The sequence below is a fragment of the Mesorhizobium sp. WSM4871 genome (assembly GCF_055811295.1).
This window is the reverse complement of the sequence record NZ_JBVVPU010000021.1, coordinates 1-24,658: the sequence shown is the minus strand read 5'-3', so window position 1 is coordinate 24,658 and position 24,658 is coordinate 1. Positions and strand designations below refer to the sequence as shown.

Here is a 24,658-nt window from a genome sequence, read left to right as displayed (position 1 = left end):
CCTGATTTCGTGGAGCACGAGCCTGATACCTTTTTCGCAATCTCGTGATGAGGCCCGGGGCAAGCCCGCGCCCATCATCAAGATCGACGGCATTTCGAAGAGCTTCGGCGCCTTCAAGGTGCTGGAGGGGCTGTCGATGCAGGTCATGCCGGGCGAGAAGCTGGCGCTGATCGGTCCCTCCGGTTCGGGCAAGACGACGATCCTACGCATCCTGATGACGCTGGAGAAGATCGACGGCGGCCATATCCAGATCGACGGCGAGCAGCTCTATCACATGGAGCGCAACGGCCAGCTGCTGGCCGCCGACGAGGGGCATCTGGCCAAGATGCGGCAGAAGATCGGCATGGTCTTCCAGTTGTTCAACCTGTTTCCGCACAAGTGCGTCATGGACAACGTGACGTTGGCGCCGATGCTGACCAAGGGCGTCACGCGCGCCGCCGCCGAGAAACGGGCGATGGAACTGCTGGACATGGTAGGCATGGCCGATAAGGCCAAGGCGATGCCGGCGCAGCTTTCCGGCGGCCAGAAGCAGCGCGCGGCGATCGCTCGGGCACTCGCCCTGTCGCCCAAGATCATGCTGTTCGACGAGATTACCTCGGCGCTCGATCCGGAACTGGTCGAGGAGGTGCTCAACGTCATGCGCAAGCTGGCCACCGAGACAGACATGACGATGCTGCTTGTTACCCATGAAATGGGCTTTGCCCACGACTTCGCCGATCGCGTGCTGTTCTTCGACCGCGGCAGGATCTTCGAGGAAGGCAAGCCCGATGAGATTTTCCGCAATCCGAAGCAGGAGAGAACGCGGAGCTTCCTGAAGAAGATCATCGCGGCCGGACATCGGGTCTGACCGCTATGCACGGGCGACGCAGCGAGTTCCGAGGAGCGTCCTCGGACCTGCGCGCCCAGTTCGAGCAACCAGAAGAGAAACAAGGAGTTGGGAACGATGAACAAACTTGGCATTATGGCTGGCGTCGCCAGCCTCGCAGTGAGCACGATGCTACTCGCCTCCGGTGCACGTTCGGCAGATGACGCCAAGCTCGGGGAGCTCAAGGCGCAAGGCTTCGCCCGCGTCGCCATCGCCAATGAGCCGCCCTACACGGCGGTAGCCGCCGACGGCAAGGTCTCGGGCGCTGCGCCCGACGTGGCGCGCGTGATCTTCAAACGCCTCGGCGTCGCCGACATCGTTGCCTCAATCTCGGAATATGGCGCGATGATCCCCGGCCTGCAGGCCGGCCGCTTCGACGTCGTCACTGCCGGCCTGATGATGAAACCGGAGCGCTGCGCGTCGGTCGCCTATTCCGAACCCGTGCTTTGCGACGCTGACGCCTTTCTGGTGAGAAAGGGGAATCCAAAGCATTTAATGACGTATGAGGATATTGCCAAGGACTCCTCCGCCACCATCGGCGGTCCGGGTGGTGGACTTCAGGCAAAGTACGCGTCCAAAGCCGGCGTGCCGAGCGACCGCTTCATCGTCGTGCCTGACGGTCAGAGCGGGCTGAAGATGGTGCAAGACGGTCGCATTGACGTCTATACGCTCCCGATTCTATCCATCACCGACCTTGTCAAGAAGGCCAACGACCCAAACCTCGAAGTGATCGCCCCGGTGCAGGGATTGCCGGTCTCCTGCGACGGCGCGGCCTTCAAAAAGGGTGACGAGGCGCTGCGCGATGCCTTCGACGTCGAGCTCGCCAAGATGAAGAAGTCCGGCGAATTCGCCAAGATAATCGAGCCATACGGCTTCTCCGCCAAGGCGGCGATGTCGACGACGCGCGAGAAGCTCTGCGCCTCGGCGCAATAGGCTCGCTCTGACCCCCCACAACTGGAAGGGTCGGCGAACGGGTGGGTTTCCAAGCTGCCTTATTAACCCCACCCGTGCCCGCCGCATGACCTCCCTTTGAACGGGAGGTCATGCGGGTGTCCCGTCCTCAGCTGCTAATTGGTAAACACGCGATCTCATGACAGACTGGTGCGGATATCTTAACTTGATCCTGCAGGGCGCGGTGGTCACGGTGGAACTCACCGTGATGGGCGCAGTGCTGGGGCTGGTGATGGCCTTCGTCGCCGGGCTAGGGCGGCTGTCACGCTTCGGTGCAATACGGTGGTTAGCGACGGCCTATATTGAGTTCTTCCGCGGCACGTCGGGCTTCGTACAACTGTTCTTCGCTTACTTCGTTCTGCCTCTGGTGGGAGTGACTTTGACGCCGCTCCAGGCTGGCGTGCTGGCGCTGGGCTTGAATATCGGCGCCTATGGCGCTGAAGTGGTGCGCGGCGCCATCCTGTCGATCGGCAGCGAGCAATACGAGGCCTGCACGGCGCTCAATCTCGGCCGCTGGCAAGGCATGCGCCACGTGATCCTGCCGCAAGCGCTGCTCATCATGCTGCCGACCTTCGGCAACAACGCGATCGAATTGCTCAAGGCGACCTCGGTCGTGTCGCTGATCTCGCTCTCCGACCTGACATTCCAGGCGCAAATCGTGCGCTCGCAAACGGGCAGCACGCTGATGCCGTTCACCACCATTCTCGTCATCTATTTTATGCTGGCGCTGATCATCTCCTGGGGCGTACGGACGCTGGAACGGCGCCTGGCGCGCGGCCTCGACGGGGTGCGTGTCTGATGGAATGGGATTGGAATTTCGTCCGGGAGATCATGCCGAATCTTATCCAGGGCGTGAAGATCACCATCCTGGCGACGGTGCTCGGCTCGATCCTGGCGGCGATCGTCGGCCTGGCCATCGCTCTGGCGCGGCGCTTGCCGCACCGGCTCGTTTCGCGCAGCGTCGGCTGGTTCGCCGAGTTCATCCGCGGTACGCCGCTCTTGGTGCAACTCTACTTTATCTTCTACGTGCTGCCCAACATTGGCATCCTGTTGCCGCCGCTGGTGGCGGGCGTCATCGGGCTTGGTCTGCACTACGGCACCTACACGGCGGAAGTCTATCGCGCCGGCATCGACAATGTGCCGCGTGGCCAGTGGGAGGCTGCCAAGGCTTGTAATCTCTCCGCCCGGCAGACCTGGACGCACATCATCATTCCGCAGGCCATCCCGCCAATGATCCCAGCGCTGGCCAATTATTTCATCGCCATGTTCAAGGAGACGCCGCTGCTTTCGGCGATCACCGTGCTGGAACTGATGAACCAGGCCAAGATCGTCGCCAACAGCTCTTACCGCTATCTCGAGCCGATCACGCTGGTCGGCGCCTTTTTCCTAATCATCAGCCTCTGTTCCGTCGTGCTCTTGCGCTGGCTGGAGCATCGTTACGGCAGGATCGAGAGGTGAAAGTCATGAAACCACTGCCTGAGATCCGCCTCGAAACAGGGCGCCCGACATTTGATGGGCGCCCACTGGCAAAGCGCGTCGGCCTTATCGCTTTAGCCACCGACCACACCAGCGAGGTCGATTTCCGCCGGATGGTGGCGAGCGAGCGGATCGGCGTCTATGTGGCGCGCATTCCCTATGCCAATCCGACGACACCGGAAAATCTGCGCAAGATGCAGCCGTCACTTTCGGCCGGCGCGGCGCTCATCCTGCCGGACGAGCCGCTCGACGCCGTCTGCTACTCCTGCACCTCTGCCTCGGTGGTGATCGGCGATGCCGAGATTGAGGCAGCAATCCAGGCTGCGAAGCCCGGCGTTCCCGTGGTCACGCCGCCGATGGCAGGCATCCGCGGCCTGAACGCCTTGGGCGTGAAGCGCATCAGCATTCTCACGCCTTATACCACCGAGACCAGCCGGCCGATGGCCGCCTATTTTGCGGCGCATGGCTTCGATATCGAGAGCTTCACCTGCCTCGGCTTCGAGGACGATCGCGAGATGGCACGCATCAAGCCGTCTTCCCTCGTGGAATTGGCGCGCAAGGCCACGCATGCACAGGCCGACGCGCTGTTCGTCTCGTGCACGGCGCTACGCGCTGCGCTCGCCGTTTCCGGAATGGAAGACGCGATCGGCCGCCCGGTCGTCACCAGCAATCAGGCCAGCGCCTGGAACTGTCTGCGGCTTTGCGGGGACGGCACAGCGCGCCCCGAATTCGGCAGGCTGATGACGAAGCGGCTGACTGAGTGATGTCAGCACGCACATCTGCGGCGCATGATCCCGTGGGCCGAAGTGGGACGGGCATTCGACAACAGGTGGCTCATGCTCGCTCAACAATCCGCCGTGGATCTCACCGGCTGAGGCCTACGGGACACCGCGATAGTCCAAAAAGCAATCGACTCCGCGCGGACCAACAAAGGAGACCACCAACGATGCAGCCAAACCTGAAATTCTCACGAGGAGAATTTGCCGATCGTCTTGCGAAGACGCGGACGGCAATGGAGGCCAAGGGAGTCGACTTGCTTATTGTTAGCGACCCTTCCAACATGAACTGGCTTACCGGCTATGACGGGTGGTCGTTCTATGTTCATCAGGCGGTGATCGTCCCACCTACAGGCGAGCCCATCTGGTACGGCCGGGGCATGGACGCCAATGGAGCGAAGCACACCGCCTATCTGCAGCACGACAATATAATTCCGTATGCCGACCACTATGTACAGTCGACTGAGCGCCACCCCATGGACCACCTGGCGAATATCCTTGCCGGCAAGGGCTTTGGTTCGCTGCGCATAGGCGTTGAGATGGATAATTACTGGTTCTCGGCAGCGGCATTTGCGGCCCTGGTCAAGAATCTTCCGAACGCCCGCTTCGTCGATTGTACAGCGCTGGTGAACTGGCAGCGGGCGGTCAAAAGCCCGACCGAGATAAAATATATGCGCAGCGCCGCGCGCATTGTGGAGACTATGCACCAGCGTATCGCGACCAAGATCGAGGTCGGTATGCGCAAATGCGATCTTGTCGCCGAAATCTATGACGCTGCAACTCGTGGGGTGGAAGGCGCGGGCGGAGACTACCCAGCTATCGTTCCAATGTTGCCCTCCGGGGCGGAGGCCAGTGCGCCGCACCTGACCTGGGATGACCGACCAATGCGTGCGGGAGAAGGCACCTTTTTTGAAATTGCGGGATGCCATAATCGATATCATGTGCCTCTGTCGCGAACCGTCTTCCTAGGAAAGCCTACCCAAGCCTTTCTCGACGCGGAAAGCGCAACTCTCGAAGGCTTGGAGGCTGGCCTGGCCGCCGCCAAACCGGGTAACACCTGTGAAGATATCGCCAAGGCGTACTTTGCTGTGTTGGCCCGTCATGGCATCGTCAAAGACAGCCGTACGGGTTATGGCATCGGTGTCAGCTATCCGCCGGATTGGGGTGAGCGCACTATGAGCTTACGTCCCGGCGACCGCACGGAATTGAGGCCGGCCATGACTTTCCACTTCATGACAGGTCTTTGGCTGGAGGACATGGGTTTCGAGATCACTGAAAGCATTTTGATTACCGAGACCGGAGTCGAGTGCCTAGCCAACGTGCCACGCAAACTTCTCGTGAAGGATTGAAACCATGCTGGACCGCCCTCTCCGCCAGTCACCGATCGCGCCCACGGTTGATTTTTCGTCTAAAGGCACACAGCACGGCTTTATGCGCCTGCCTTTCAGCCGCGATGACTCTGCCTGGGGGGCCGTGATGATCCCGGTTACGGTTGTACGGAACGGCGAGGGGCCGACGGCTCTACTCACCGGCGGCAACCATGGAGATGAATATGAGGGACCGATTGCGCTTTTCGACTTGGCGCGTTCACTGAAGGCTGAAGACGTAACCGGGACTGTCATCATCGTGCCGGCCATGAACTATCCCGCGTTTCTCAGCGGTACCCGAACTTCGCCGATCGATAGGGGGAATATGAACCGGTCCTTCCCCGGCGCGCCGGATGGGACCGTCACCCAAAAGATTGCCGACTATTTCCAGCGATATCTGTTGCCGTTAGCCGACATCGTGCTGGACTTCCACTCAGGTGGCAAAACTCTAGATTTCCTGCCCTATTGCGCGGCACACCGGTTGCCAGACAAGGTGCAGGAGCGAAAGAGCTTTGAGCTTGTTCAGGCCTTCGGCGCACCATATTCCATGGCTATGCTGGAGATAGACGCGGTCGGCATGTACGACACCGCGGCCGAGGAAATGGGGAAGGTCTTCGTCACCACCGAACTCGGAGGCGGGGGTACCACGACTGCGAAAAGTGTCCGAATTGCCAAGACTGGTGTTACCAATGTCTTGAAAGCAGCGGGGATCCTGAAAGGTGAAGTCCAGACCCTCCCAACCATCTGGCTCGATATGCCTGACGGCGATTGTTTCTCCTTCGCTGAGGATGGCGGGCTTTTTGAACCGCTCCATGACCTTGGCGATCGCGTCGCAAAAGGTAATGCGGTCGCTCGCATTTATCCCCTAGGTCGCACCGGCGCCGAACCGTTGGTGGTGAGTGCGAAGATGGACGGTGTGATCGCGGCCCGTCATTTCCCCGGTCTTGTGACCGCCGGTGACTGCATCTCGGTCTTGGCTGTCCTCTCGTAGTTGCTAAAGCGAGAGCAGCATCCATTGAATTGGCCCGGCGTTTACCAGGATCTTGAGACCCCGTCGGCGTCATCCGACTTAGAAGGATTGCACTATGAACGTTGCCTGCTCGTGGCATGCCACCGAAGAGGAGCTAAAGTACCTGAAGGATGCATTGCCGGCCGGTACCAACGTGGTAGCGCCTCGTGGCGACTATTTTTCACGATTTGAATGTACATTCAACGATGTCAGAGATCTTGTCGTAGACGCAGACGCTATCATCGGCTACACCTTTCCTAGAGGAACGATAGAAATAGCAGAAAAACTTCAGTTCATCAGCTTCATGCACTCAGGGATAAATGAACTAGCAGGCTGTTGAAGAAGTCAGGCGCGCTCGCAGACGAAGCCTGAATCGTCGGCATTGTGGATATAGAAGTGGCCGACGAGGCGACCCGCGGTGCCGATCATCGCCCATCCGCGACCGCAAGCGGGATCGCTTTCGTCGTGACCCTCCCACGAGAATTCCGCGCAGGCCGAGCCGTCTCGCGCGCCGTAGCGGACATCAAGGAAGCCCTTGAGGGCACCGAAGCCAATCTCGCCGTCCGCCGCGCCTTTGAACGTCAGATGCGCCTCTTCGACGAGATCGAGGAAATCGTTGTCCCAGACATCCATTTCGACGATACGCCAGCGACCGGCAAAGGCCTTGGCGATGACTGGAACCTTGGCCATGTCAGTTGGTCCCAGCGATGAGCTTCGGCAGCCGCACCAGATTGTAGTCGGCAGCCGCGAAAGTGAAGGCCCATCCGACGCGGTCGCGGCCGCGCAATTTGGTCTTCTCCTGCCCGGCGACGGTCTTGATCCAACCGAATGCCTCCTCGATGCGCTTGCGGATGCGCTGGCTGATCGCATAGCCGCTGTGCCGCGTCGTGCGCCCGTCGATCGCCGAACTACGGGCGCTGGTGTTCTGCGCCACATGCGGTGTCACCTTCATTGAGCGCAGTTCGTTGACGAAGTCTTCTGCGTCATAAGCCTTGTCGGCACCGAGCGTGATCGCCTGCGGTCGGTCGGCGCGAGGCTCGGCCATGTGCAGTGCCGCCACCCGCTCGGCATGCCCGTCGGCCAACGTCAGGCAGGCTTCGATCAGCAGGCCGTGGCGGTTCTCCATCAGCCCATGCCCCATGAAGCACAGCTTCGCCTCCTTGCCTCGCCCTTTGCGGTAGAGCCTGGCGTCGGGATCGGTGGTCGAGGCGTGCGTCTCGTTCGATCGCCTCTCGCCGTGGAAGTCCGCTTCCGCGTTGCGCCCGCCGCCGTCTGCCGGCGGCTCGCCATGACCACCGCTTGGGCCGTCCTTCGGCTTGACGCTCTTCATCGACGCCCAGACCTCGATCAGCGTGCCGTCGACCGAGAAGTGATCCGTCGACAGAAGCCTCTTCACCTTGGGCTGCGCCAGCACCGCGCTTAGGAACTTTGTAGCGATGTCGCCCTCCAGCAGCCGGTCACGGTTCTTGGAGAACACCGAATGATCCCAGCCTGCGTCGTCCACGCCGATGCCCACAAACCAGCGGAACAGGAGGTCGTATTCCAGCCGCTCCATCAAAAGCCGCTCCGAGCGGATCGAATAGAAGGCTTGAAGCAGCATCGCCCTGAGCAGCTTCTCCGACGGGATCGATGGCCGTCCGATCGGCGAATACAGCGCCGCGAACTCCCGCTCCAGTGCCGACAGCGCCTCGCTCACGATTAACCGGATCGCCCGCAACGGATGATTGCGCCGCACTCGTGCCTCAAGGTCAACATAGCTGAACAGTTCGCCAGTTCGATCGCCGCCGCCGCGCACTCGTCACCTCCGAATCCCTTCGGAACCAATGAATCACCGCTGCGGTCCGATGGCGAGCGCCTTTTTCAACAGCCTGCTAGATCTCAATTTTTTGAAAAATAGAGGAATAAAGGTCGCAAATATTCGTGGGTCGAATGCAATTGCGGTCGCTGAACAGGCCAAGATGTTCATGCTTTCATTGGCTAAATTGACCGTGCTGAAGCACAATATGGCTTCGAGCGGACAGCAGGTTTTTCCCTGGTGGGAGGATGGAACCCGGGCAGCCATGTTGAACGGTCGTACTTTGGGACTTCTCGGTGTCGGTAATGTCGGAGGTCGCGTCGCCAAACGTGCAAAGGCGTTTGACATGCAAGTCTTGGGCGTTCGTCGCGACAAAGACGTAGGCGTCGATCATGTCGATTCCATGTACGGGATAGATGACCTGCATTCCGTGATAGCTAGAAGTGACTATGCGGTATTGGCAATGCCGCTCACCCGAGACACCGAGCAGTTTTTCGGCAAGTCCGAAATCGAGGCAATGAAATCATCGGCATTTCTTATTAACGTCGCACGTGGCACACTGGTTGCTGAAAAGCCTCTTCATGATGCCCTCATTTCCGGTCGTTTGCGCGGTTACGCAGCCGATGTCTGGTGGTGGTATGAGAACGCGATGCCAGCAACGTGTTACAGCGGCACTATGTCTCGGCTGGGGGTACATAAATTGCCGAATGTCCTGTGTTCAGGTGATCAAGCCTCCAATGCCGACGACGTCCGGGAACGGAATCTCGCCTACGGCACCCAGAATCTAGTAGAATTTTTTGGAGGTCAGGTGGTTAAGAACGAGGTCAGTCTCGACCTAGGATATTAGAACCCGCCAGCGTTGATTTTAAGATCGATACGGGTTTCGGCGGATCGCAAGTCGATTCGTCGACGGGCGCTTGTAAGGCAACCGCATCAAGGATCATCTGTCCCGCAGCTCTCGCCACGCTTGCGAAATTCAACGACCTCACCTCGTCGCCAATAGCGCGGACTTGTACCAATGCTTCGCTTGAATTCGCGGCTAAAGTGATAGGCGTCAAAAAAACCGCATTGATCGGCAACGTCGCTAGCGGTCAGATCAGTCTCGAGGAGCATCTTTTGCGCCATCATGATGCGCTCCTTGGTAAGCCATCGCCGGGGACTTATCTGCAGATGGGTCGGTTCGAATCTCGCCGACATTGCTACAGATCGGCCCCGCGGGAGACAATCTTTAGTGCCGAAAACTGGCCGGTCTTTGGTTGGAACGGTGGCCGGCTTCATACCACACTGATGGCTGGTGTTTTGCGTACCGGCTGCGACGAGGAGATGGTCGGGGTTCCGCAGCCCGATTGGGGCGGTTCAGGATCCCGATTCCGTCGTCATTGGCGGTCAGTTGCTTGCTGCTTAACCCTTGCCTCCCGATCCCAGCGTGAACGGTTAGGCGCAATCGAGCTTGGGCATAAGCGAGGCTTGTCATGCCAATCCGCAGGGCTGTGGAAATGGCGACGGAGCCCCTTACCGCAAATTTTTACGCCTACCTATTTGTCTAACTCGCCAATGCCATGCGGATATGGTTGCGCGTGGCCTCGTAATCGGGCTCGCCGGCAAAATCGACGGCTTGATTGGCATGCTCCAATGCCAAATCAGGCTGCTTGGCGTTGAACAGCTCAATTGCAAGGTTGTTGTGGGCCGGCGCATGACGGGGATCGATATCGAGGGCCTTCTGATAATGAGCGATGCTCTGCTCAGGCTTCTCCAACTCGGAATAGGCAAGACCCAAGTTGCTCTGCAGGTCCGCATGTGAGGGAACGAACTCAGCGGCAGCAAGGTAAGCTTCAATTGCAGAAGAAGGGCTTCCGGCTGAGAGAAGGATATTGCCTTTCTCCAGCAGAGCTCGCCATTCTTCCGGCTTGATCGACAGAGCGCGATCAAGATCGGAAAGCGCGCCTTGTGTATCACCGAGACGTTTACGGAGACCTGCCCGGTTCAAATGCGCCTCGTAGTAAGGCGGGCAGAGCTCGATCGCGCGCGCATATGCATTTGACGCGTGAACTTCACGGCCCGGGACTTTGCCGAGGAGATTGCCAAGATCGTTCTGGTATTCGCCGTAATAAGGATCAACGGCGATGACATCGCCAAGCTTTTTCTCCGCGAGAGAAAGTTCGTTTACAAGCTCGTATACCTGACTGATATTATACATCAAAATTGACTGATGGAGTTTGAAGCGATTGTCGCCATATATCTCTGACATTGTCGCCTTACCTTCCGTGCAAAGCTGGAGGGCTTCGTCAAATTGACCCTGCCTTGCCTTGATATAGGCATAGGCGTTTTCCGCGAAAACCTTTATGTAGTGGTATTTCTCGTGATATTTGAAATCCCGCTCAATAGTATCGATGTTTCGCAGCGCGTATTGTTCCGCCAATGGAAGGTTCACTGGCTGTTGATATCTGGCATAGGTCATTGATTGGGCGTAAAGCACCGTAGGCGTGTAGCGGCTTGATGGGAATTTCGAGTAGAAAAGATCGAGATAGGGAACCGAGACGCAGCCGCATCCCAAGCTGTAGAGAACAAACGCTGCATTGATGAAAACCGCGTTGACCGCATCGTTTCCTGTTCCGTAAACGCGCAGCTCGGGATCCGCAAACATTTCGCCGAAATAGCTGAACCAAGTGTCATAAAGCCCAATGCTCTTAAGAATTTCGCTTGGCTCCGCAATAAGCTCGAGCCGCTTGAATTTGTTCCGAACAGACAAGGCGTGGAATGTCACCAAGGGTGACTTTCCGGCAAGATATTTTTCAATTGCGGCCCGATGCATTTCTGCATGCAGACTGTCAGCATACTCCCGATCAAATGTCTCATAGTTGCGTTGGGCGATTAGATCGGTCGGGTTGCAGTCTGCTTCCACATAAGATCGAAGCATCTCGCTGCGTTCCTCAGGGCTCAGGCTCGCCAGGTGCAAGTCGATAGCAGCATTGGAGGTCAAGTATCCAACAACTGGCATGCCGGCCTGATTGCAGGTGATCAGAGCGCGAAGGAGTAGCGGATTCCCGCGAGCCGCCTCAAAAATCAACCGCCGCTTCTGTGGTGCCATGTCAGGTTTAAAGAGATCGACGAGTTCATCGATCGAATAACAGCCGAAGTTGACTTCACAGGCCCCTTCAATGAACACGGAATTGGAATGGTCCACGAGAACAAAGCGGAAATGGCGTTCGCTGTCGAGCCGCCGCAACACTTTCACCAGGTTGACGGCCGTAGGTGACATCTCTGAAGCTCGATCGATGACCAGCACACAGCGGAGACCGCTTCGGCTAGCATATTCGAGCAGATATTCGGCGAGCCCCACGAGCAGCTTGTTCTGATATTCGTGATGGTAGAACCGTGTTCGCTCTTCCTTGCTCGATGTGTTGGTGAGGTCTTTTGGAACGGTAAAGGCGGCGCTGGAGAGAAGCGGAAACAGGCGCTTAAGCGATTGCTGGTGCTTCTCGATCAGGTGCGGGCATTCTTTGGTCGTCCATTCCAAAGCCGCATCAACCAGGTTTTGGAATCCCGCGAGATAGCCGCCACGTTGCCAATCACCATCAGCAAACTCGACATTAGATCCACAGTCTGCAAGAGCTGTCGCGACCGTGGCTCGAGGAGCCATGCCTTTGTCAGCCTTGAGCACGGTTATTGTTGAGGCGCCAACCGCCTCCGAAATCAACGCCAAAGCGTGCGACTGTACAAAATCGGCCATACTGCTCGCCTTCTTGGTTGAGGGAGGGTGGCGCATTGCCACCCTCCCAAGTCATCAGACCGTGCCCGTGTACGGCGTGGTCGTACGGATGACCGTGGTGGTTTCTGCGATCTTCTTCTTCATGGTGCATTCCTTTCTCGTGGTTGGCGGATGCTACTCAGTGATGTTGCCGTACGCCGGCTTGCTGCGGTCAGCACCCTGCAAGGATGAACAGCAACTTTCGTGCCGCGCGTGTAGCGTCGTCGAAGAACCTCCGAAATTCCATGAGCGATCTCAATTGCTTGAATAAAAGGTTTGTCGCGCCGCTCCACCCTCGGGGCGGCAGAATTGTCGTGTGTGGGACAAATGTTGGCTACTTTCGGCGGTGCAATTCGCTGGGACAAACTGCCCGCCCATACGGCCGCCGGCGTGCGACGCGATTGTCGCACCCGGAACGTGATCGGAGCGGCGCAAGCAGGGCGACGGCCGCAAAACCCTTTCGGGTTTGTTGTCGGTCGGGCTTATCAAGACAGATCTCAGCGCCCTCGTCCGGCCCGACGCTTGCGGCGGTGGCTATCTCGTTCGACCTTGTCGGCGACTGGATCCTGAACCGCAAAACAAGTCTGAAGGGAGGACGCGGTCATGGCGATGGCAAAGCGAAATCCGGCGTGCTCCTCAATATTCGCAATCTAGGGGGCGAAGCCGGATGGCCGAGACCGCCTGAGCCCGTCGAAGAAAAAGCGGGCTCGGTTCACGAGCACCCGGCCCGCGCCGTCAGGCGCGCGGGCGCCGTCAAGCTTAGGACTACAGTTGCGGGTCATTTGGTTTTCTGATTCACTTCGGCAGGTTATGGAGGGAACCATGTCTGTCGCTTCATGGTCAGGGGTCGTTGTTGACCTGGGAGCAGGAGCTGACAGTGCTGAAGGCGCGGGTTGGGCGGGTGCTTCCTCGTCGTGAGTTGCGGGAGACGGGCGCCGATTTCCTTGACGGCCTTCTTTCCGGCATTGAGCGCAAGACAGGCTGGCTGATGGCTGAGCAATCCGGAGCGGGGCGGCCCTATCGGATGCAGTCGTTATTGGGGCGCAGCCACTGGGACGCGGATCGATCCCGGAGATGGTCGAGTTTGCGACCAAGCCAAAGATGGCGCGCTCCATGGTCGAGGCGGCGCTCGATGCCGGCGTCCCGTGCGCTTACGATCTGGGCGACGCTGTCTACTGAGCGGACAGCAGCTTTCGCCGGATGCTGGAAGCTCGCGAGCAGCCCTACGTCCTGGCGGTTCGAGGCGCTCACTTCATGCGCCGTGGAGGGGATCGTCTGTTTGAGGAAACCTCGCCCGAGGAACTGGCCAGCGAGTTCGAGCCCGACGACTGGGTCTGTCATGCGGCAGGTGATGGCGCCAAAGGGCCTCGGCTCTACGACTGGGCACGCATCCACCGTCCCTGGACGTCAAAAGGGCGGCTTCGAGCATTGGCTTCTCGTCAGCCGCAAGCGATCGACATCGGGAGAAAAGCCTATTACCTGGTCTTCGCCCCGCCCGGTTCCTCTTTGGCCGAATTGGTGGCAGTGGCCGGCCTGCGCTGGGCGATCGAGGAGTGCTTTGCGCGCGCCAAGGATGATCTCTTGATCATTGCGAGGCTCGGTCCTGGCACGGATGGCATCGCCATATGAGCCTGTGCATGGCCGCCCCTGGCATTCCTCTCGAAGCTATCGGCTGATCTTCGCCGCAGCGCAGCTGCCGGCCCCTTGAACGTCACTTGCCATCGCGCCTTCGACATGACGCGCGATCCGTCTGAGGCGTTGGAAGCATTGATCCGCTGCAAGGTCGGCCGCGACCAGCGGCCAGCGCGACATGGCAGTCGAAAGCGCTTCACTCCTGGCGGACCTGGTGCGGCAGGCCGGCGACCGCATCGTCATCCTCGGTTGCGGCGGGCTCGATCTTGGCAACATCGCCGAAGTGCGCAGCAAGACCGGCCTGTCCGAAATGCATTTCGCCGCGCTCAAGGATGTGCCGAGCGCTATGTACTACCGCAATCCCAATGTCGGCATGGGCGGCTCCGACCTAGACGAGTATCGCAACACGCTGACCGACACCGCCCTCGTGGCAGCCACCATCAAGGCAGCCAAGGCATGAGCGCGGGGCCTGCCCCGATAGCCCATGTATCGGCCGCAGACGAAGCGGCGATCCTGGCGCTCAACAATGAGCACCCCGCCGAACTGTTGTGGCTGGAGGCTGAGCGGCTGTCCTTCCTGCTTGGCGAATCATTCTATGCGCGCCGCATCGGCGATCTCGAAGCCTTCATCATGACCTTCGACCAGGACGCCGGTTACGACAGCCCGAATTTCTTGTGGTTCCGCGAGCGCTACGAGCGCTTCGTCTAGGTCGACCGCGTTGTGGTGGCGGCGCAAGCGCGTGGCCGAGACCATCCCGCCTCGGATGCCTTTTCACGCCGCCCTTGGCTTCAGTGAGGCCGGCGACGCGGTGATCCATGGCGGCAAGAATGCGGTGCGCTATTACGTCAAGCAGATCACCGCCTAATGCGGTAGATGGGGTATTCGGCTTGCGCCCCTTCTTCAATGGTGAAGCAGGAAGGTACTGCGCTTCGAGCTGATGATAGAACGTGGTCTGTCCAAACAGCCACAAGCATCAGGAAGGAAGCGCAGCATGAAGTACTCGCCTCGTTCTTCTAACCCAATACTGGTGCTGAAGAATCCTGCCTTGAATATTGAACGGGTTTTTATGCCTAGTGTCAAGCATAAAGCTCAATTCGAATTGCGTAGCTTTGGCGTGAAGGGGACGACGCGGGTATCTAGATGGCCCTTCGGGAGGCCACAAAGGCGTTCAATGTCACCCAGGTTCAACGCCAATGCTTGCTCAACTTGATTTCTTGTCTGCACAGATTGATCCAAAAGCATTTTCACAGATGCCCCAAGAATAGCAGGCGCTCGTGTTTGGAACAATTCGTCCAATGGCTCGTGCGTGCGAATGCGCTTCATGTTTAGCTGGCGCATTACATAGCTGTGCTGATTTCCGCTAATTATCTCAAGGTCCCTACAGCGATAGGCCATAGCGGCAATCGAAATGCCCCACTTTTGTTTGAGGAATTCAAAATGACTAAGAGAGGTACCTAGAACCTCACGGCTAAATGAATCTTGAGGTAGAAGAAAAGCACTAGCGAAGCGATCCGCCTGTCGCTCGATGTCGTTGATATTTTCGGACGTAACCTCAACAGACGAATGGAGCAGCATATGTCCAAGTTCGTGAGCAAGGTTATAGGCGGTACGCGGCCCGCTGGTTACATCTGCTGAAAACAAGACATACGGCCTGCCTGCCTGCCAGCATGAAACGGCATCCATATCAGGACAGTCGACCGCCTCGCGAACAAGGATGAAGCCATGCAGCTCCATGATCGCTGAGAGGTCCCGGAGGGGACCGCGCCCAAGCGACCAGGCGGATCGCAGTGCATCTGCCGCCGCTTCAATTTGATCCGTTGATTGAGAAGACGGATCAAAATCAAGGGCTGGGAGATCGAGCGATGGCATATCAATGAAGCGCTCCAAATATGCGACGACATCGCTAGCCCACTCAAGCCGACGAGCGATGCGCTTGCGATGGTACAATTCGACTCGCTTTAAACTTCGCCAAAACGGCGCGATGCCCGCGCCGGATCGTTGTCTTGGGGTAGTGAAAAACGCCGGCGGCTGCTCAGTCACGGCTATGATGCGGCCGAATGTTTCCCCACTCGGGGCGGAGAGACCGCTTTCCATCCGGGATACAGCCTGCTTTGTCACGTTCAAGAGTTCGGCGAATGGCTCAATCTGTAGCCCGCGAGCTTCCCGCGCCTCGCGGATTCGCTCGGGAATAACCCGAGGCAGATTCCGCCTGTCTGAAGAAAATAGATCATCCATTGCTGCTGCGCTTTATGCGCCTTCCTTCTTGGCGCTCTCTTCGAGCGCTTGGGCAATATGGTCCTTCAGGCGAAGCTTTGCCCCAGCGTCGGGCACCGTCGATCCCACCGGAACCTCTACGCCACGTTTAGCCACTTCCTCAAGAACATTGACGTGCCCGATCCATGTATCTGAGTCGGGAGCCGGCGCACCCCAGCAAAGATGGCTGAGCTTGCCATCACGCGCCGCGCGAAGCGTCAGCCACGCGTAAAGCTTTGGGATCTCGCGGACGAGGCTTTTGATGTCCTTGTCCTTCTCTGACCAGCTCAACAGATCAGGCTGCAAAGAAAGCCGCGTGTCCTGCCTGCTCTCGGCCTCTTCTGGGAAGCCGTCTACATCATCGGTCCGGACGACATGGGCAATCGCGCCAGTCGCGGTGACCTCCAACCAATGCCAGCTTCCTTTCGGCATGGGCTTCATTGATGCGAGAAAGGGAAGATCGCCTCGGGCGCAGTAGAGGTCGATCTGATATGCGATCCCGATCCGGCGAATATGGCCACGGAGGTCTCTACCGATGGCGTTGTTGAGGAAAGATTCTCCCTCAAAAAGATGGCCCGCCAAGAAACTGCCTTCTTGGACCGCGCGAGCAAGAGCCAAGTCGCTTGATTGCGGGAAGGCTAGCCTTAAGCGGTTCTGAATTTCTGGAATGATGGGCATGCAGCGCGGGCTCAAATCTGATTCGGTAAACCAGATTCCCAAAAACCCGATCTCCGGTCAACTGAATTACAGCTTACCCCACTGCTTTTCAGCAGCTTTCTTCGCAATCTCTGCCCGGCGCTCTGGCGTCATGTTCTCGGCGCGCTTCTTGCCGCCCTTTGAGCCAAGCGCCTTGGCGGCAGGGTCTTTGCCGTCGTCAACGTCCTCGGCTTCATCGCCAGTGGCAATGCGCATGACGCGGACGGCGTTGCCGATCACGTCGGCGGGGCGCTTCTGTCCTTTAGGTCCCGTGGGCATTAGCTGGCCTGCACCAAAGAGTTTTCCTTCAAAGCATCCAGGGCTATCTTGATGATGCGATCATCAAACAGCCGCAACTTCCGCTCAGCCGCATCCTCGCCACCGGGCCATTTGGACAGGGCAGCCCTGATCTCATCCACTTGGGGGGCAACCTTTTCGTGGCGCATCAACCAATCGACGGTCGCAAGCAACTCCATCCCCAGGGGAGACTCGAAGCCGTCGATAAGCTTGCTGGTGGCCTCCAAAGCTGATCGATATGGCTTTGCTTCAGCGGTAGAAAAGTAGGCAGAGACGCGTTCCTTTCGCTCATCATCAAAATGAATTGGCTCAAAGGGGCCGGCATCACCAAGTCGCTTATCGCAATGTAAATAGCTTCCATCCAGAGCATTCAGCATATGCTTCATCTTGTCCGAATACGGCCCATATTTATTGGCTCCGAATTCGAATTTCATCTCATCCAAGCCCTCTCGGTTCGCGAATCTCTCCACGAAATAGCCAAGTTTCTGAACTTCCAGCAACGAGCACTGGATTCCAGGAATACAATATCTCCTAACAAGTTCAGCTATCAGCGCTCGCGCTGGAGTCAACTTATCTACGCCGGCACGCTTGCCCACGTTCTGGCATTGTCGGGTCGGCTCGTAAACAAGAACTTCGACATCATTTAGCGAATCAAGCTTAGACAGGATTATCTCGCGAACTTCAGGCCAATCTAAGCCGCCGTTGCCAGCACCCAAAGGTGGAACAGCTATGGATTTGATGTTGTTATGTTCCACGACAGCTTTAAGATCGTCCAAGCCCTTTGCTATCCATTCGATCTTAGATGGATATCGCCAGTGCGCCTTAGTGGGAAAGTTGATTATCCATTTCGGGCCATAGAGGTCGTTCCGCTCCGTAACGAACATCTCGCCAAGCCGCACGCGCTTATCCTCACAAGCGGCTTCGTAAAGCTTGAAGTTTTCGGGGAATGCCTCTTTGAACATCAAGGCGACGCCCTTCCCCATCACGCCGACGGTGTTGACGGTGTTCACCAGAGCTTCAGTGTCAGCTTCAAGTAGGTTGCCACGGACAAACTTGACCATCAGAGGAACCATCTCCTTTCTGCCAGGACCTTCACCTTAGCGCCTGCTTTCGCGGCGGCAGCCTCGATCTCGGCTTTTGCGTTTTCGTCATAGCAAACGATGCCAAGCAGGGCAGTGAGCGGAACGTGCTTATATACAAGCGCTTCAGCCTGATATTTCTCGAACTTGTCGATGTCATCTTTCTTGAAATCGCGCGCTTGCAGGGTCAGCCAGATAATCCAGTTCAGATCGGCCAAATCGTCCGAGAACTGCGCCAACTTCAGATAGGCATGCCGGTCGGTAAGCACAAACGGAACCTCTAGCTTGGCCAGGTGATGCAGCGAAGATACGAGGATCACGATGTCTCGCATCGAGCGCTGCTTGATGCCGTTGTAACCCGTCTTGATGTTGTAGAGCATCGGGCTATAGGGTGTGAAATAGAACGGAACGTAGTCGCTCAAAGTGCCGCCCGGATCGATCGGAACCGCCTTGTCAGTGCGCTTCGGATCAGCTCCGGATTCCCGATCTCGATATATTTCTTACCTTCCATGGTCGCGCGGCAGTGGCAACCATCAGCCAGCACTGGTCCGATATTGTCCCTGTGGACAATCCGAAAAATGAGCGCTTTCTCTGGGTTGAGGTCTTTGGACATGATTCGCGCGAATGCTGCCACATGCTTAGCGGCAAGCACAGCCCGGAATGGTCGCCGTGGCTACACGGCTGACAAGATTTCAAACCGAGACACTTCTCTATTCGGCGTGTTGAGGTCAAGCGCTATCGGGCTTTTCAGTCTCCGGCATTTTGACGTCTTTCGCAGGGCCTTGCTTCTCTGCGGGATCGGCGTTTTGCCCTCCCAGTATGGGGTCAGAAGAACGAGGCGGCCCAATCTGCCAAGCGTCCTGATCGCACTGTCTCTCTCCTTCCCGGCCTCCTGGATCAGATGGCTGACGCCATGGTTTCCCGCGTCCAGCGGAACTCGGCGCCGTCCAGCCACATGCGATGCATGATGACCGCCAGGCGACGTGCCAGCGCGACAATTGCTTTGCGCATCCCGCGCCGCTTGGCGACGTTCATCGCCCAGGTCTTGAGCCACGACCATTTCGTCACGCGAGTCATCAGCGTTTGGGCAGCCTCATAGAGCAACGTCCGCATCATGCCGTCCCCGCACAGGGATATGCATCCAACGCGCTTGCTTTCCCCGGACTCGTTGAGCTTCGGCGTCAGTCCCAGGATGGGCCCCACCGCCTTGGAGTTGCTGAACCGCTGCGGAATGTCGATTGTCGCGGCATAGGCGAGCGCCACAACAGGGCCGACACCGGGAACCGTAATCAAGCGCTGGCAGGTCGCATCATTCCTGGCGATCATGAGCACTTTTTTGTGCAGGCGAGCAAATTCGGCACGCAGCTTCCGCCTGGCGGCCAGCAGCGGTTCCATGATTTCTTCGAGATCGGGCATGCCTTCGACGAGCTCGCGAGTGCGCTCCTCGAACTTCACCGTTCCCACAACACCGACCTTGAGGCCAAAGTTGCGCAGAAGGCCGCGGATGTCATTCTCGATGGCGATTGCCTTGCCTTGCAGTAGCTTGCGGGCTGTTAGGAGTGCCCGCCGCATCTGGCTCGTGAGCGTTTTCACATGCACCGGGCGGTACAGGTTGACCCGCATCATCTGCGCGATGCCGCGCGCATCATTGCGATCCGTCTTGTTCGGCTGCGCCTTCAAGAACGCTTTCACATGGCGCGCCTCGATGCAGATGACCGGCAACCCGGCCCTGGCCAGCCCCTCGAAAAGCCATTGCGACAACGGCCCGGCCTCGAGGCCGACCCGTTCAATATTCAAGGCAGCATGCTTCAGCACGGCGAGGAGATCGTCGGGATGGCTGACCACCTTCACCTCACGCCAGATCCTGCCGGTTTCATCAACGATGTAAACGGCAGTCTCTTTCACCGCGACATCGAGACCGATAAAGTACTTCATGCTGCGCTTCCTTCCTGATGCTTGTGGCTGTTTGGACAGACCACGTTCTATCATCAGCTCGAAGCGCAGCACCTTCCTGCTTCACCATTGAAGAAGGGGCGCAAGCCGAATACCCCATCTACCCCTAATGCGCTGCACTGGCCAGACAACCAAGCTGAAGCTAATATCGGTGTTTCCACCAACCGGAGGAAATGCAGCGCCCAGCAACTTCGTCCGCTGGACGAAAGCTGGCACGTCCCCGAGGGCACGCCGCAGGAAGTGTGGGAGTGCTCTCGGATGCCGAGTTGCTGCCGCTTTGGTGGTGCGACGTCTACAAGGAAGTGGTCCCGCTCGGCAGCAAGGGCAAGGCGACCATCGGGTCGCGCGCAAGAGCCGGGCTCGCGGCGCCCTGCCCCTACGAGCTCAATTTCATCATCGAAGCGGCGGAGCTTGTACCCGGCCGCCTGGTGGTGGTGAAAGCCCTCGGCGATTTCGACAGGCTGTGGCGGGCGTGTCCGGCCGACAGGGCACCGGCACCCACGTCCAGTTGACCTGGCAGGTCACGGTGCTGAGGCCGATCCTCAAATTGCTAGCGCCGCTGCTGCGGCCAGCCTTCGCGTGGAACCATCGCTGGACGAGGCCGTGCGGCGAAGCCGGCCTCCGGCGGTATCTGATCGAGAAGAAGAGCCGATCGACCTGACCGTCATCTCAAGGTTCCAATGTGCCTATTCGCACCAAGGGCGGCGGCATTCACCAGTTGCGGCGGCATTCACCAGTTGCGGTCGAGCCATTCGCGCGCCGGTCGCTCGATAAGATAGTCGCTGCGGGGCGCGCCGGCGAAGACGCCAGTGGCTGGGGAAGTCACCCCTCCATCACCCGGGTATTCGGAAACCGACGCAATGTCTCGAAGAGAAAGAAATCGTTTATTGTGCAGTGCAGCAACACCAACTAGCTCCGAGGTGTTGATGCAGGAGGCTATGTTGGTATGCGGACCATGGGCGAAGTGCTGGACCGAAACAAAGGCATTGGACCCGGCTTCGATTTTTTGCGTATCGCGCTGGCTATGTCCGTGCTGTTCGCCCATTCGTTTCTGATTGCCGAAGGCGAGAAATTTCAATACAGCACCCCGCCCTTGGCGCTGATGCATGCAAGCATCATCCCGATGTTCTTCACCCTAAGTGGATTTCTTATAACGGGCAGCGCACTACGACTCCGTCTAAAGGACTTCATCTTGAATAGAGGCATGAGGATTGTCCCAGCCTTGGTCATGGATATATTCTTTGCTGCTATCGTTATCGGGCCAATATTCACGACACTTAGTTTAAGGGAATATTTTTCAACCTACGAATTTTTGTCATACTTCGCCAACATCGTTGGACTGATTCACTATGTCCTGCCTGGCGTTTTCGAAAGCAACCCATTTCCCAACACCGTAAACGGCTCGTTGTGGACGGTTCCGTTCGAAATCGGGTGTTATGCGATCATGGCGTTGATCATCCTCACGCACCTGCTGAAGCGCCCGCGAATTCTCTTGTGCGCCGCACTCGTTTTCGCCGTGCTGGTCTTCATCTCTCTCGCCTATGAGTGGGTTCCATTTGGTGGCGAAGGTCGGATCTTCACGGCCACGAACCATTTCCTCAAGAGCGACGGCAGGACCTTGTACGTCTATTTCCTCGCGGGCATTCTGCTGTATTTGTTCCGTAACAAAATACCTTTCCATCCTGCGATTTTCGGCACTGCAATCCTGTTGTTTTTCCTGGCGGCATTTGACGTGTTTGCTGCTCTCCCGCAAATGCCGGTAAAGCTTCTGCTGATTCCGATTGTCGCCTACGTAACAGTCTATGTTGGGCTATCGCCGATCCCGCGCATTCCGATTTATGGTCGAGGCGACTACTCCTACGGCATCTATCTCTACGGCTACCCATTTCAGCAGGCTTTGGTGACGCTCTTCCCGAAACTGACATCGCCATGGCTGCATTTTGGCATCTCGATGGTACTGGTGACAGGAGTGGCGATGCTCTCATGGCATTTCATTGAGAAGCCTACCCTTGGATTGCGCAGGAAATACAGTTTCACCGCGCGCAAGGGTGACGCCAAAGAGGAACTTCCCACAGCAGCGGCACCTTCTAGCTGTTTAGTCCCGGCATTTGCCGGATCGGATCGAGAGTGAAGAGCTCGGGCTGGGAAGCCCATGCCTTGCAGATGAACTCGTAGGGCGTGAGGCCGTGAGCTTGCGGCCGAAGTTGTAAGCTGCGACGAAGTCAGCAAGATGCCGACGTAGTTGGTCGTGATCTTCCTAGTGCAAGCGCTTGACGGTTGGGTCCTTGATGGTGCGATTCGTGCGCTCGACCTGGTCGTTGGTCCATGGATGCTTTGGCTTTGTGGTTCGCAATGAAGTTCTGATCGAAGCACCAGGCCACACAAGCGCCGGCGTCGCCTTTTGGTCCTCAACACCTGTACTGAGCACGACCATCTGATAGAGGTGCTGCAGGCGTATGGCCGCCCTGTGCTCTGCGCCTTTGAGGCGACTGGGAACTATCACCGGCCGATAGCATGGCGCCTGGCTGAAGCGGGCTTTGAGGTGCGGCTGGTGTCGTCGCTGGCGCTGGCCCGAACACGAGAAGCGTTGCACAACAAGATGCACAGGTGATGCTGCACATGCTCAGGATCCAGGCAACACAAGTCTACCATGATCCGCTGCGCGCCGGCATCAACGACGTGCAGGAGCTGTCGAAGACCCATGAAGCGATCGCCAGGGCCAAGACCGAGATCCAGCACCGTGTCCTGACGCACTACCTGCCGCTGTATTTTCCCGAGATCGACCGCCTCCGGGGGAACAGCCGCAGCGACTGGTTCTTCGCTTTCCTCCATGCCTTTCCTACCCCGGCAAGCATCACGGCACTGACGAAGGAGGAGTTTGTGACAGGAGCGTGGGATGTCGTCGGTCGCAAGGTCAGCAAGACACAGATTCTGACGGATATTGAGACGGCGCGCTCATCGATCGGACTGCCGCTGCCACTTGAAGGAGCGGATCAACCAGACGCCGCATCTGTCGCTACACGGCCTGAAGGACGAACTTGCCGCACGCGGTGTGAAGGTCTCGCACGACACGGTATGGCACTTCCTGCGGTGCGAGGGTTTGCGGTTCAAAAAAAACGCTGTTCGCCGTTGAACAGGTTCGCGCCGACATCGCGCGGCGACGGCAACGCTGGCGCTCCTGGCAAGCGGGTCTCGATCCGGAACGGTTGGTGTTTATCGGCGAAACCTGGATCAAGACCAACATGGCTCCGCTGCGGGGCTGGGGACCGTGCGGCAAACCCCTGCGCGGCTTTGCCTCACACGGCCACTGGCGCACGCTGACCTTCCTCGGCCCTGCGGCTTGTCCCTTTGTCCGGTCGGGTCAAGCGGCTGCCAGAAGTCGGGGATAGGCAGCGCGCCCGTACATCTGGCGCTTGATCGTGAGGCGGTTGATCTGGCCTTCGACCGGGTTCGCACTCCAGGGCTTGGTGATTGCCGCCCGGAGAGCCTCAATGTCACGGCTGGAGGCTGCTGCAAGGGAAGCCCCATTGACCGAGGCCTGCATCGTCGTCGCCATGTATGGCCGCGGCAAAGCGGCGGGCCAGGTCAGCCGCGATTGAAAGTTCCGGAGCATGTTCATGCAGATGGTGGGGAACCGCCGGGTCTGCTCACCCGACGTCGCGTGCTTCACGTTCGATAACATCGAAAGAATCGGGCCATTTGCTCGCTGCCGTGAATGTTCGGTGCGACGCGCTCTCAGTCGGTTGAACGCGGGTTCTGAGTGCGGCTCGACGTTGTTCTGGAAGCCTACGATTGAAGGCGATCAGCTCACAGCTATCGCGATGGGCCTATTCGATGGCCCAACCGGCTTGCATCTCTCCAAACGCCATTTGTCGGGGACAAGGACGATGCTGCGAGATCAGAGACGGTCTACCGCGGAACGACAGCTCGGCGAAAGAACGTCGTTCCTATCGCGCCCACCAATTTCTGCACCGTTGCGGACATCGGTTTGGCGTTCCGGTCAGAACGAGGTCCTGATGCCGACCATCACCGTCGCCGCGGCAAAATCGCCGCCGCTCCGATCGTCGTAGCCGCGAGTCTCTGCGCCGGTCGGAATGTCATAGGTGTTGTAGTCGGCGCGAGCGGTGAACATCTTTTCGTAGGAACCGGAGACGAAGAAGCTGGTCCGCTCGTTGTACTGGTAGCCGACGCTGCCGCCGACCATCAGAACCGGCGCCGATTCGAAATGATCTTCGAAGCGCAGGTCACGCAGCCAGTGATGATCGGTATCACCGGCCGAGAAGGTCATGCCGCCCTTCAGCGCAAAGCCGAAGTTCCAGCGATCCTTGACATAGGTCGCATCGATGCCGGCGAAGGCGACCGGCAAGTTCTGCTGGTAGCTGTTGGACTTTTCGCCTCCTCGGTAGTCGCCAACCGAATCCCGGAAGCCGCCAACGCTCTCGACATAGGAGCCGCCATAGGCAGTCCACTTGACCGAGGTGTACTTGAAGCCGCCGTTGACGTTGATCAGCAACTGATCGCTGAGCTGGAAGTCGTGGCCGAGCGCGACGGTTGCCGAATAGAAGTGATCCAGATCGGTCTCGGAAAAGCGCGAACGGTCGCTCCAGTCGTTCCAGCCATCATTGGTCGAGAAGGCCGGGCTCCAGTCATAGTTTTCCATGTAGCTGTCGCCGCTGAAGGCGAACTGGCCGGAAAGCTTGGCGGTCCAGCCGGCCTCGCTGCGCGCCGTCATCTCGGCTGAGATGACCGGAGAGGTGCTTT

At 58.2% G+C, this 24,658-nt stretch carries 23 protein-coding genes and 6 pseudogenes; 16 read left to right on the top strand and 13 right to left on the bottom strand.

Annotated elements, in window-relative coordinates; translation table 11 throughout:
* Positions 1-136: 136 nt before the first annotated feature.
* The 8 genes from ehuA to AC0L2H_RS30065 all read left to right on the top strand — a co-directional run bounded on the left by ehuA (position 137) and on the right by AC0L2H_RS30065 (position 6,784).
* The gene (gene ehuA / locus AC0L2H_RS30100; RefSeq protein ID WP_394811817.1) at positions 137-847 is read left to right on the top strand and encodes an ectoine/hydroxyectoine ABC transporter ATP-binding protein EhuA; all 711 of its coding nucleotides are present in this window, start codon (positions 137-139) and stop codon (positions 845-847) included.
* A gap of 114 nt (positions 848-961) precedes the next feature.
* Positions 962-1,798: an ectoine/hydroxyectoine ABC transporter substrate-binding protein EhuB gene (gene ehuB, locus AC0L2H_RS30095; protein WP_223217947.1), complete on the top strand. Its 837-nt coding sequence runs from the start codon at positions 962-964 to the stop codon at positions 1,796-1,798.
* Positions 1,799-1,955: 157 nt separating this feature from the next.
* The gene (gene ehuC, locus AC0L2H_RS30090; RefSeq protein WP_019863541.1) at positions 1,956-2,615 is read left to right on the top strand and encodes an ectoine/hydroxyectoine ABC transporter permease subunit EhuC; all 660 of its coding nucleotides are present in this window, start codon (positions 1,956-1,958) and stop codon (positions 2,613-2,615) included.
* Positions 2,615-3,274 (top strand): ectoine/hydroxyectoine ABC transporter permease subunit EhuD, encoded by a 660-nt coding sequence (gene ehuD / locus AC0L2H_RS30085; RefSeq protein WP_019863540.1) that lies wholly within the window; start codon positions 2,615-2,617, stop codon positions 3,272-3,274. The genes ehuC and ehuD overlap by 1 nt, the downstream gene beginning before the upstream one ends.
* A gap of 5 nt (positions 3,275-3,279) precedes the next feature.
* Positions 3,280-4,056 carry an ectoine utilization protein EutA gene (gene eutA / locus AC0L2H_RS30080; protein ID WP_019863539.1) on the top strand — a complete coding sequence of 259 codons (777 nt, stop codon included), beginning with the start codon at positions 3,280-3,282 and terminating at the stop codon, positions 4,054-4,056.
* 182 nt (positions 4,057-4,238) lie between these two features.
* Complete coding sequence (doeA, locus tag AC0L2H_RS30075) at positions 4,239-5,417, top strand: ectoine hydrolase DoeA (RefSeq protein ID WP_019863538.1); 1,179 nt, start codon at positions 4,239-4,241, stop codon at positions 5,415-5,417.
* A 4-nt stretch (positions 5,418-5,421) separates the two neighbouring features.
* Entirely contained in the window at positions 5,422-6,426 is a 1,005-nt protein-coding gene (gene doeB / locus AC0L2H_RS30070; protein WP_019863537.1) for a N(2)-acetyl-L-2,4-diaminobutanoate deacetylase DoeB, read from the top strand.
* A 94-nt stretch (positions 6,427-6,520) separates the two neighbouring features.
* Positions 6,521-6,784, top strand: coding sequence for a hypothetical protein (locus AC0L2H_RS30065; RefSeq protein ID WP_155249175.1), 264 nt, complete (start codon positions 6,521-6,523; stop codon positions 6,782-6,784).
* Between the two features lie 5 nt (positions 6,785-6,789).
* Here AC0L2H_RS30065 and AC0L2H_RS30060 read toward each other — a convergent pair whose 3' ends face one another.
* Complete coding sequence (locus AC0L2H_RS30060) at positions 6,790-7,134, bottom strand: hypothetical protein (RefSeq protein WP_019863536.1); 345 nt, start codon at positions 7,132-7,134, stop codon at positions 6,790-6,792.
* Between the two features lies 1 nt (position 7,135).
* The gene (locus AC0L2H_RS30055) at positions 7,136-8,239 is read right to left on the bottom strand and encodes an IS5 family transposase (RefSeq protein ID WP_019863535.1); all 1,104 of its coding nucleotides are present in this window, start codon (positions 8,237-8,239) and stop codon (positions 7,136-7,138) included.
* Positions 8,240-8,267: 28 nt separating this feature from the next.
* Between AC0L2H_RS30055 and AC0L2H_RS30050 the strand changes: the two genes are divergently transcribed.
* Positions 8,268-9,086, top strand: coding sequence for an NAD(P)-dependent oxidoreductase (locus tag AC0L2H_RS30050; RefSeq protein ID WP_155249174.1), 819 nt, complete (start codon positions 8,268-8,270; stop codon positions 9,084-9,086).
* An 86-nt stretch (positions 9,087-9,172) separates the two neighbouring features.
* On the opposite strand, the gene AC0L2H_RS30045 is transcribed toward AC0L2H_RS30050, so the two are convergent.
* Complete coding sequence (locus tag AC0L2H_RS30045) at positions 9,173-9,436, bottom strand: helix-turn-helix transcriptional regulator (RefSeq protein WP_019863533.1); 264 nt, start codon at positions 9,434-9,436, stop codon at positions 9,173-9,175.
* Between the two features lie 346 nt (positions 9,437-9,782).
* Positions 9,783-11,969, bottom strand: coding sequence for a tetratricopeptide repeat protein (locus AC0L2H_RS30040; protein ID WP_027047822.1), 2,187 nt, complete (start codon positions 11,967-11,969; stop codon positions 9,783-9,785).
* Positions 11,970-12,809: 840 nt separating this feature from the next.
* On the opposite strand from AC0L2H_RS30040, the pseudogene AC0L2H_RS30035 reads away from it, so the two are divergent.
* From AC0L2H_RS30035 to AC0L2H_RS30025, 3 pseudogenes are all read left to right on the top strand, one after another.
* Positions 12,810-13,691: pseudogene (locus tag AC0L2H_RS30035) on the top strand (IS701 family transposase); the annotation flags it as partial.
* A pseudogene (locus AC0L2H_RS30030) lies at positions 13,680-14,079 on the top strand (copper homeostasis protein CutC); the annotation flags it as partial. The pseudogenes AC0L2H_RS30035 and AC0L2H_RS30030, both read left to right, overlap by 12 nt.
* A pseudogene (locus AC0L2H_RS30025) lies at positions 14,076-14,484 on the top strand (GNAT family N-acetyltransferase). The pseudogenes AC0L2H_RS30030 and AC0L2H_RS30025, both read left to right, overlap by 4 nt.
* 224 nt (positions 14,485-14,708) lie before the next feature.
* Here the strand turns inward: AC0L2H_RS30025 and AC0L2H_RS30020 are convergent.
* The 6 genes from AC0L2H_RS30020 to AC0L2H_RS29995 all read right to left on the bottom strand — a co-directional run bounded on the left by AC0L2H_RS30020 (position 14,709) and on the right by AC0L2H_RS29995 (position 19,879).
* Complete coding sequence (locus AC0L2H_RS30020) at positions 14,709-15,854, bottom strand: XRE family transcriptional regulator (RefSeq protein ID WP_051112868.1); 1,146 nt, start codon at positions 15,852-15,854, stop codon at positions 14,709-14,711.
* Between the two features lie 12 nt (positions 15,855-15,866).
* Entirely contained in the window at positions 15,867-16,592 is a 726-nt protein-coding gene (locus AC0L2H_RS30015) for a hypothetical protein (protein ID WP_155249173.1), read from the bottom strand.
* A 24-nt stretch (positions 16,593-16,616) separates the two neighbouring features.
* Complete coding sequence (locus AC0L2H_RS30010; protein WP_223217790.1) at positions 16,617-16,808, bottom strand: RNA-binding protein; 192 nt, start codon at positions 16,806-16,808, stop codon at positions 16,617-16,619.
* Between the two features lie 38 nt (positions 16,809-16,846).
* Positions 16,847-17,926, bottom strand: coding sequence for a type II toxin-antitoxin system antitoxin DNA ADP-ribosyl glycohydrolase DarG (gene darG, locus AC0L2H_RS30005; protein ID WP_019863525.1), 1,080 nt, complete (start codon positions 17,924-17,926; stop codon positions 16,847-16,849).
* The gene (gene darT / locus AC0L2H_RS30000) at positions 17,926-18,366 is read right to left on the bottom strand and encodes a type II toxin-antitoxin system toxin DNA ADP-ribosyl transferase DarT (protein WP_236952145.1); all 441 of its coding nucleotides are present in this window, start codon (positions 18,364-18,366) and stop codon (positions 17,926-17,928) included. The genes darG and darT overlap by 1 nt, the downstream gene beginning before the upstream one ends.
* A gap of 475 nt (positions 18,367-18,841) precedes the next feature.
* Complete coding sequence (locus AC0L2H_RS29995; RefSeq protein WP_027047818.1) at positions 18,842-19,879, bottom strand: IS110 family RNA-guided transposase; 1,038 nt, start codon at positions 19,877-19,879, stop codon at positions 18,842-18,844.
* Between the two features lie 266 nt (positions 19,880-20,145).
* On the opposite strand from AC0L2H_RS29995, the gene AC0L2H_RS29990 reads away from it, so the two are divergent.
* Positions 20,146-20,409 (top strand): SRPBCC family protein, encoded by a 264-nt coding sequence (locus AC0L2H_RS29990; protein ID WP_245306409.1) that lies wholly within the window; start codon positions 20,146-20,148, stop codon positions 20,407-20,409.
* Positions 20,410-20,852: 443 nt separating this feature from the next.
* A complete protein-coding gene (locus tag AC0L2H_RS29985) occupies positions 20,853-22,028 on the top strand; it encodes an acyltransferase family protein (RefSeq protein WP_223217792.1) in 1,176 nt (391 codons plus the stop codon).
* On the opposite strand, the pseudogene AC0L2H_RS29980 reads toward AC0L2H_RS29985, so the two are convergent.
* Positions 21,985-22,247, bottom strand: a pseudogene (locus tag AC0L2H_RS29980) (integrase core domain-containing protein); the annotation flags it as partial. The gene AC0L2H_RS29985 and the pseudogene AC0L2H_RS29980 overlap by 44 nt on opposite strands.
* Between AC0L2H_RS29980 and AC0L2H_RS29975 the strand changes: the two are divergent.
* Both AC0L2H_RS29975 and AC0L2H_RS29970 read left to right on the top strand, forming a co-directional pair.
* A pseudogene (locus tag AC0L2H_RS29975) lies at positions 22,186-22,915 on the top strand (IS110 family transposase); the annotation flags it as partial. The pseudogenes AC0L2H_RS29980 and AC0L2H_RS29975 overlap by 62 nt on opposite strands.
* Positions 22,884-23,241: pseudogene (locus AC0L2H_RS29970) on the top strand (transposase); the annotation flags it as partial. The pseudogenes AC0L2H_RS29975 and AC0L2H_RS29970, both read left to right, overlap by 32 nt.
* A 17-nt stretch (positions 23,242-23,258) precedes the next feature.
* Here the strand turns inward: AC0L2H_RS29970 and AC0L2H_RS29965 are convergent.
* Together AC0L2H_RS29965 and AC0L2H_RS29960 are read right to left on the bottom strand one after the other, a co-directional pair.
* Complete coding sequence (locus AC0L2H_RS29965) at positions 23,259-23,579, bottom strand: hypothetical protein (protein ID WP_155249172.1); 321 nt, start codon at positions 23,577-23,579, stop codon at positions 23,259-23,261.
* Between the two features lie 318 nt (positions 23,580-23,897).
* The coding region (locus tag AC0L2H_RS29960; protein ID WP_473593435.1) for an omptin family outer membrane protease at positions 23,898-24,658 on the bottom strand (761 nt) is incomplete at its 5' end.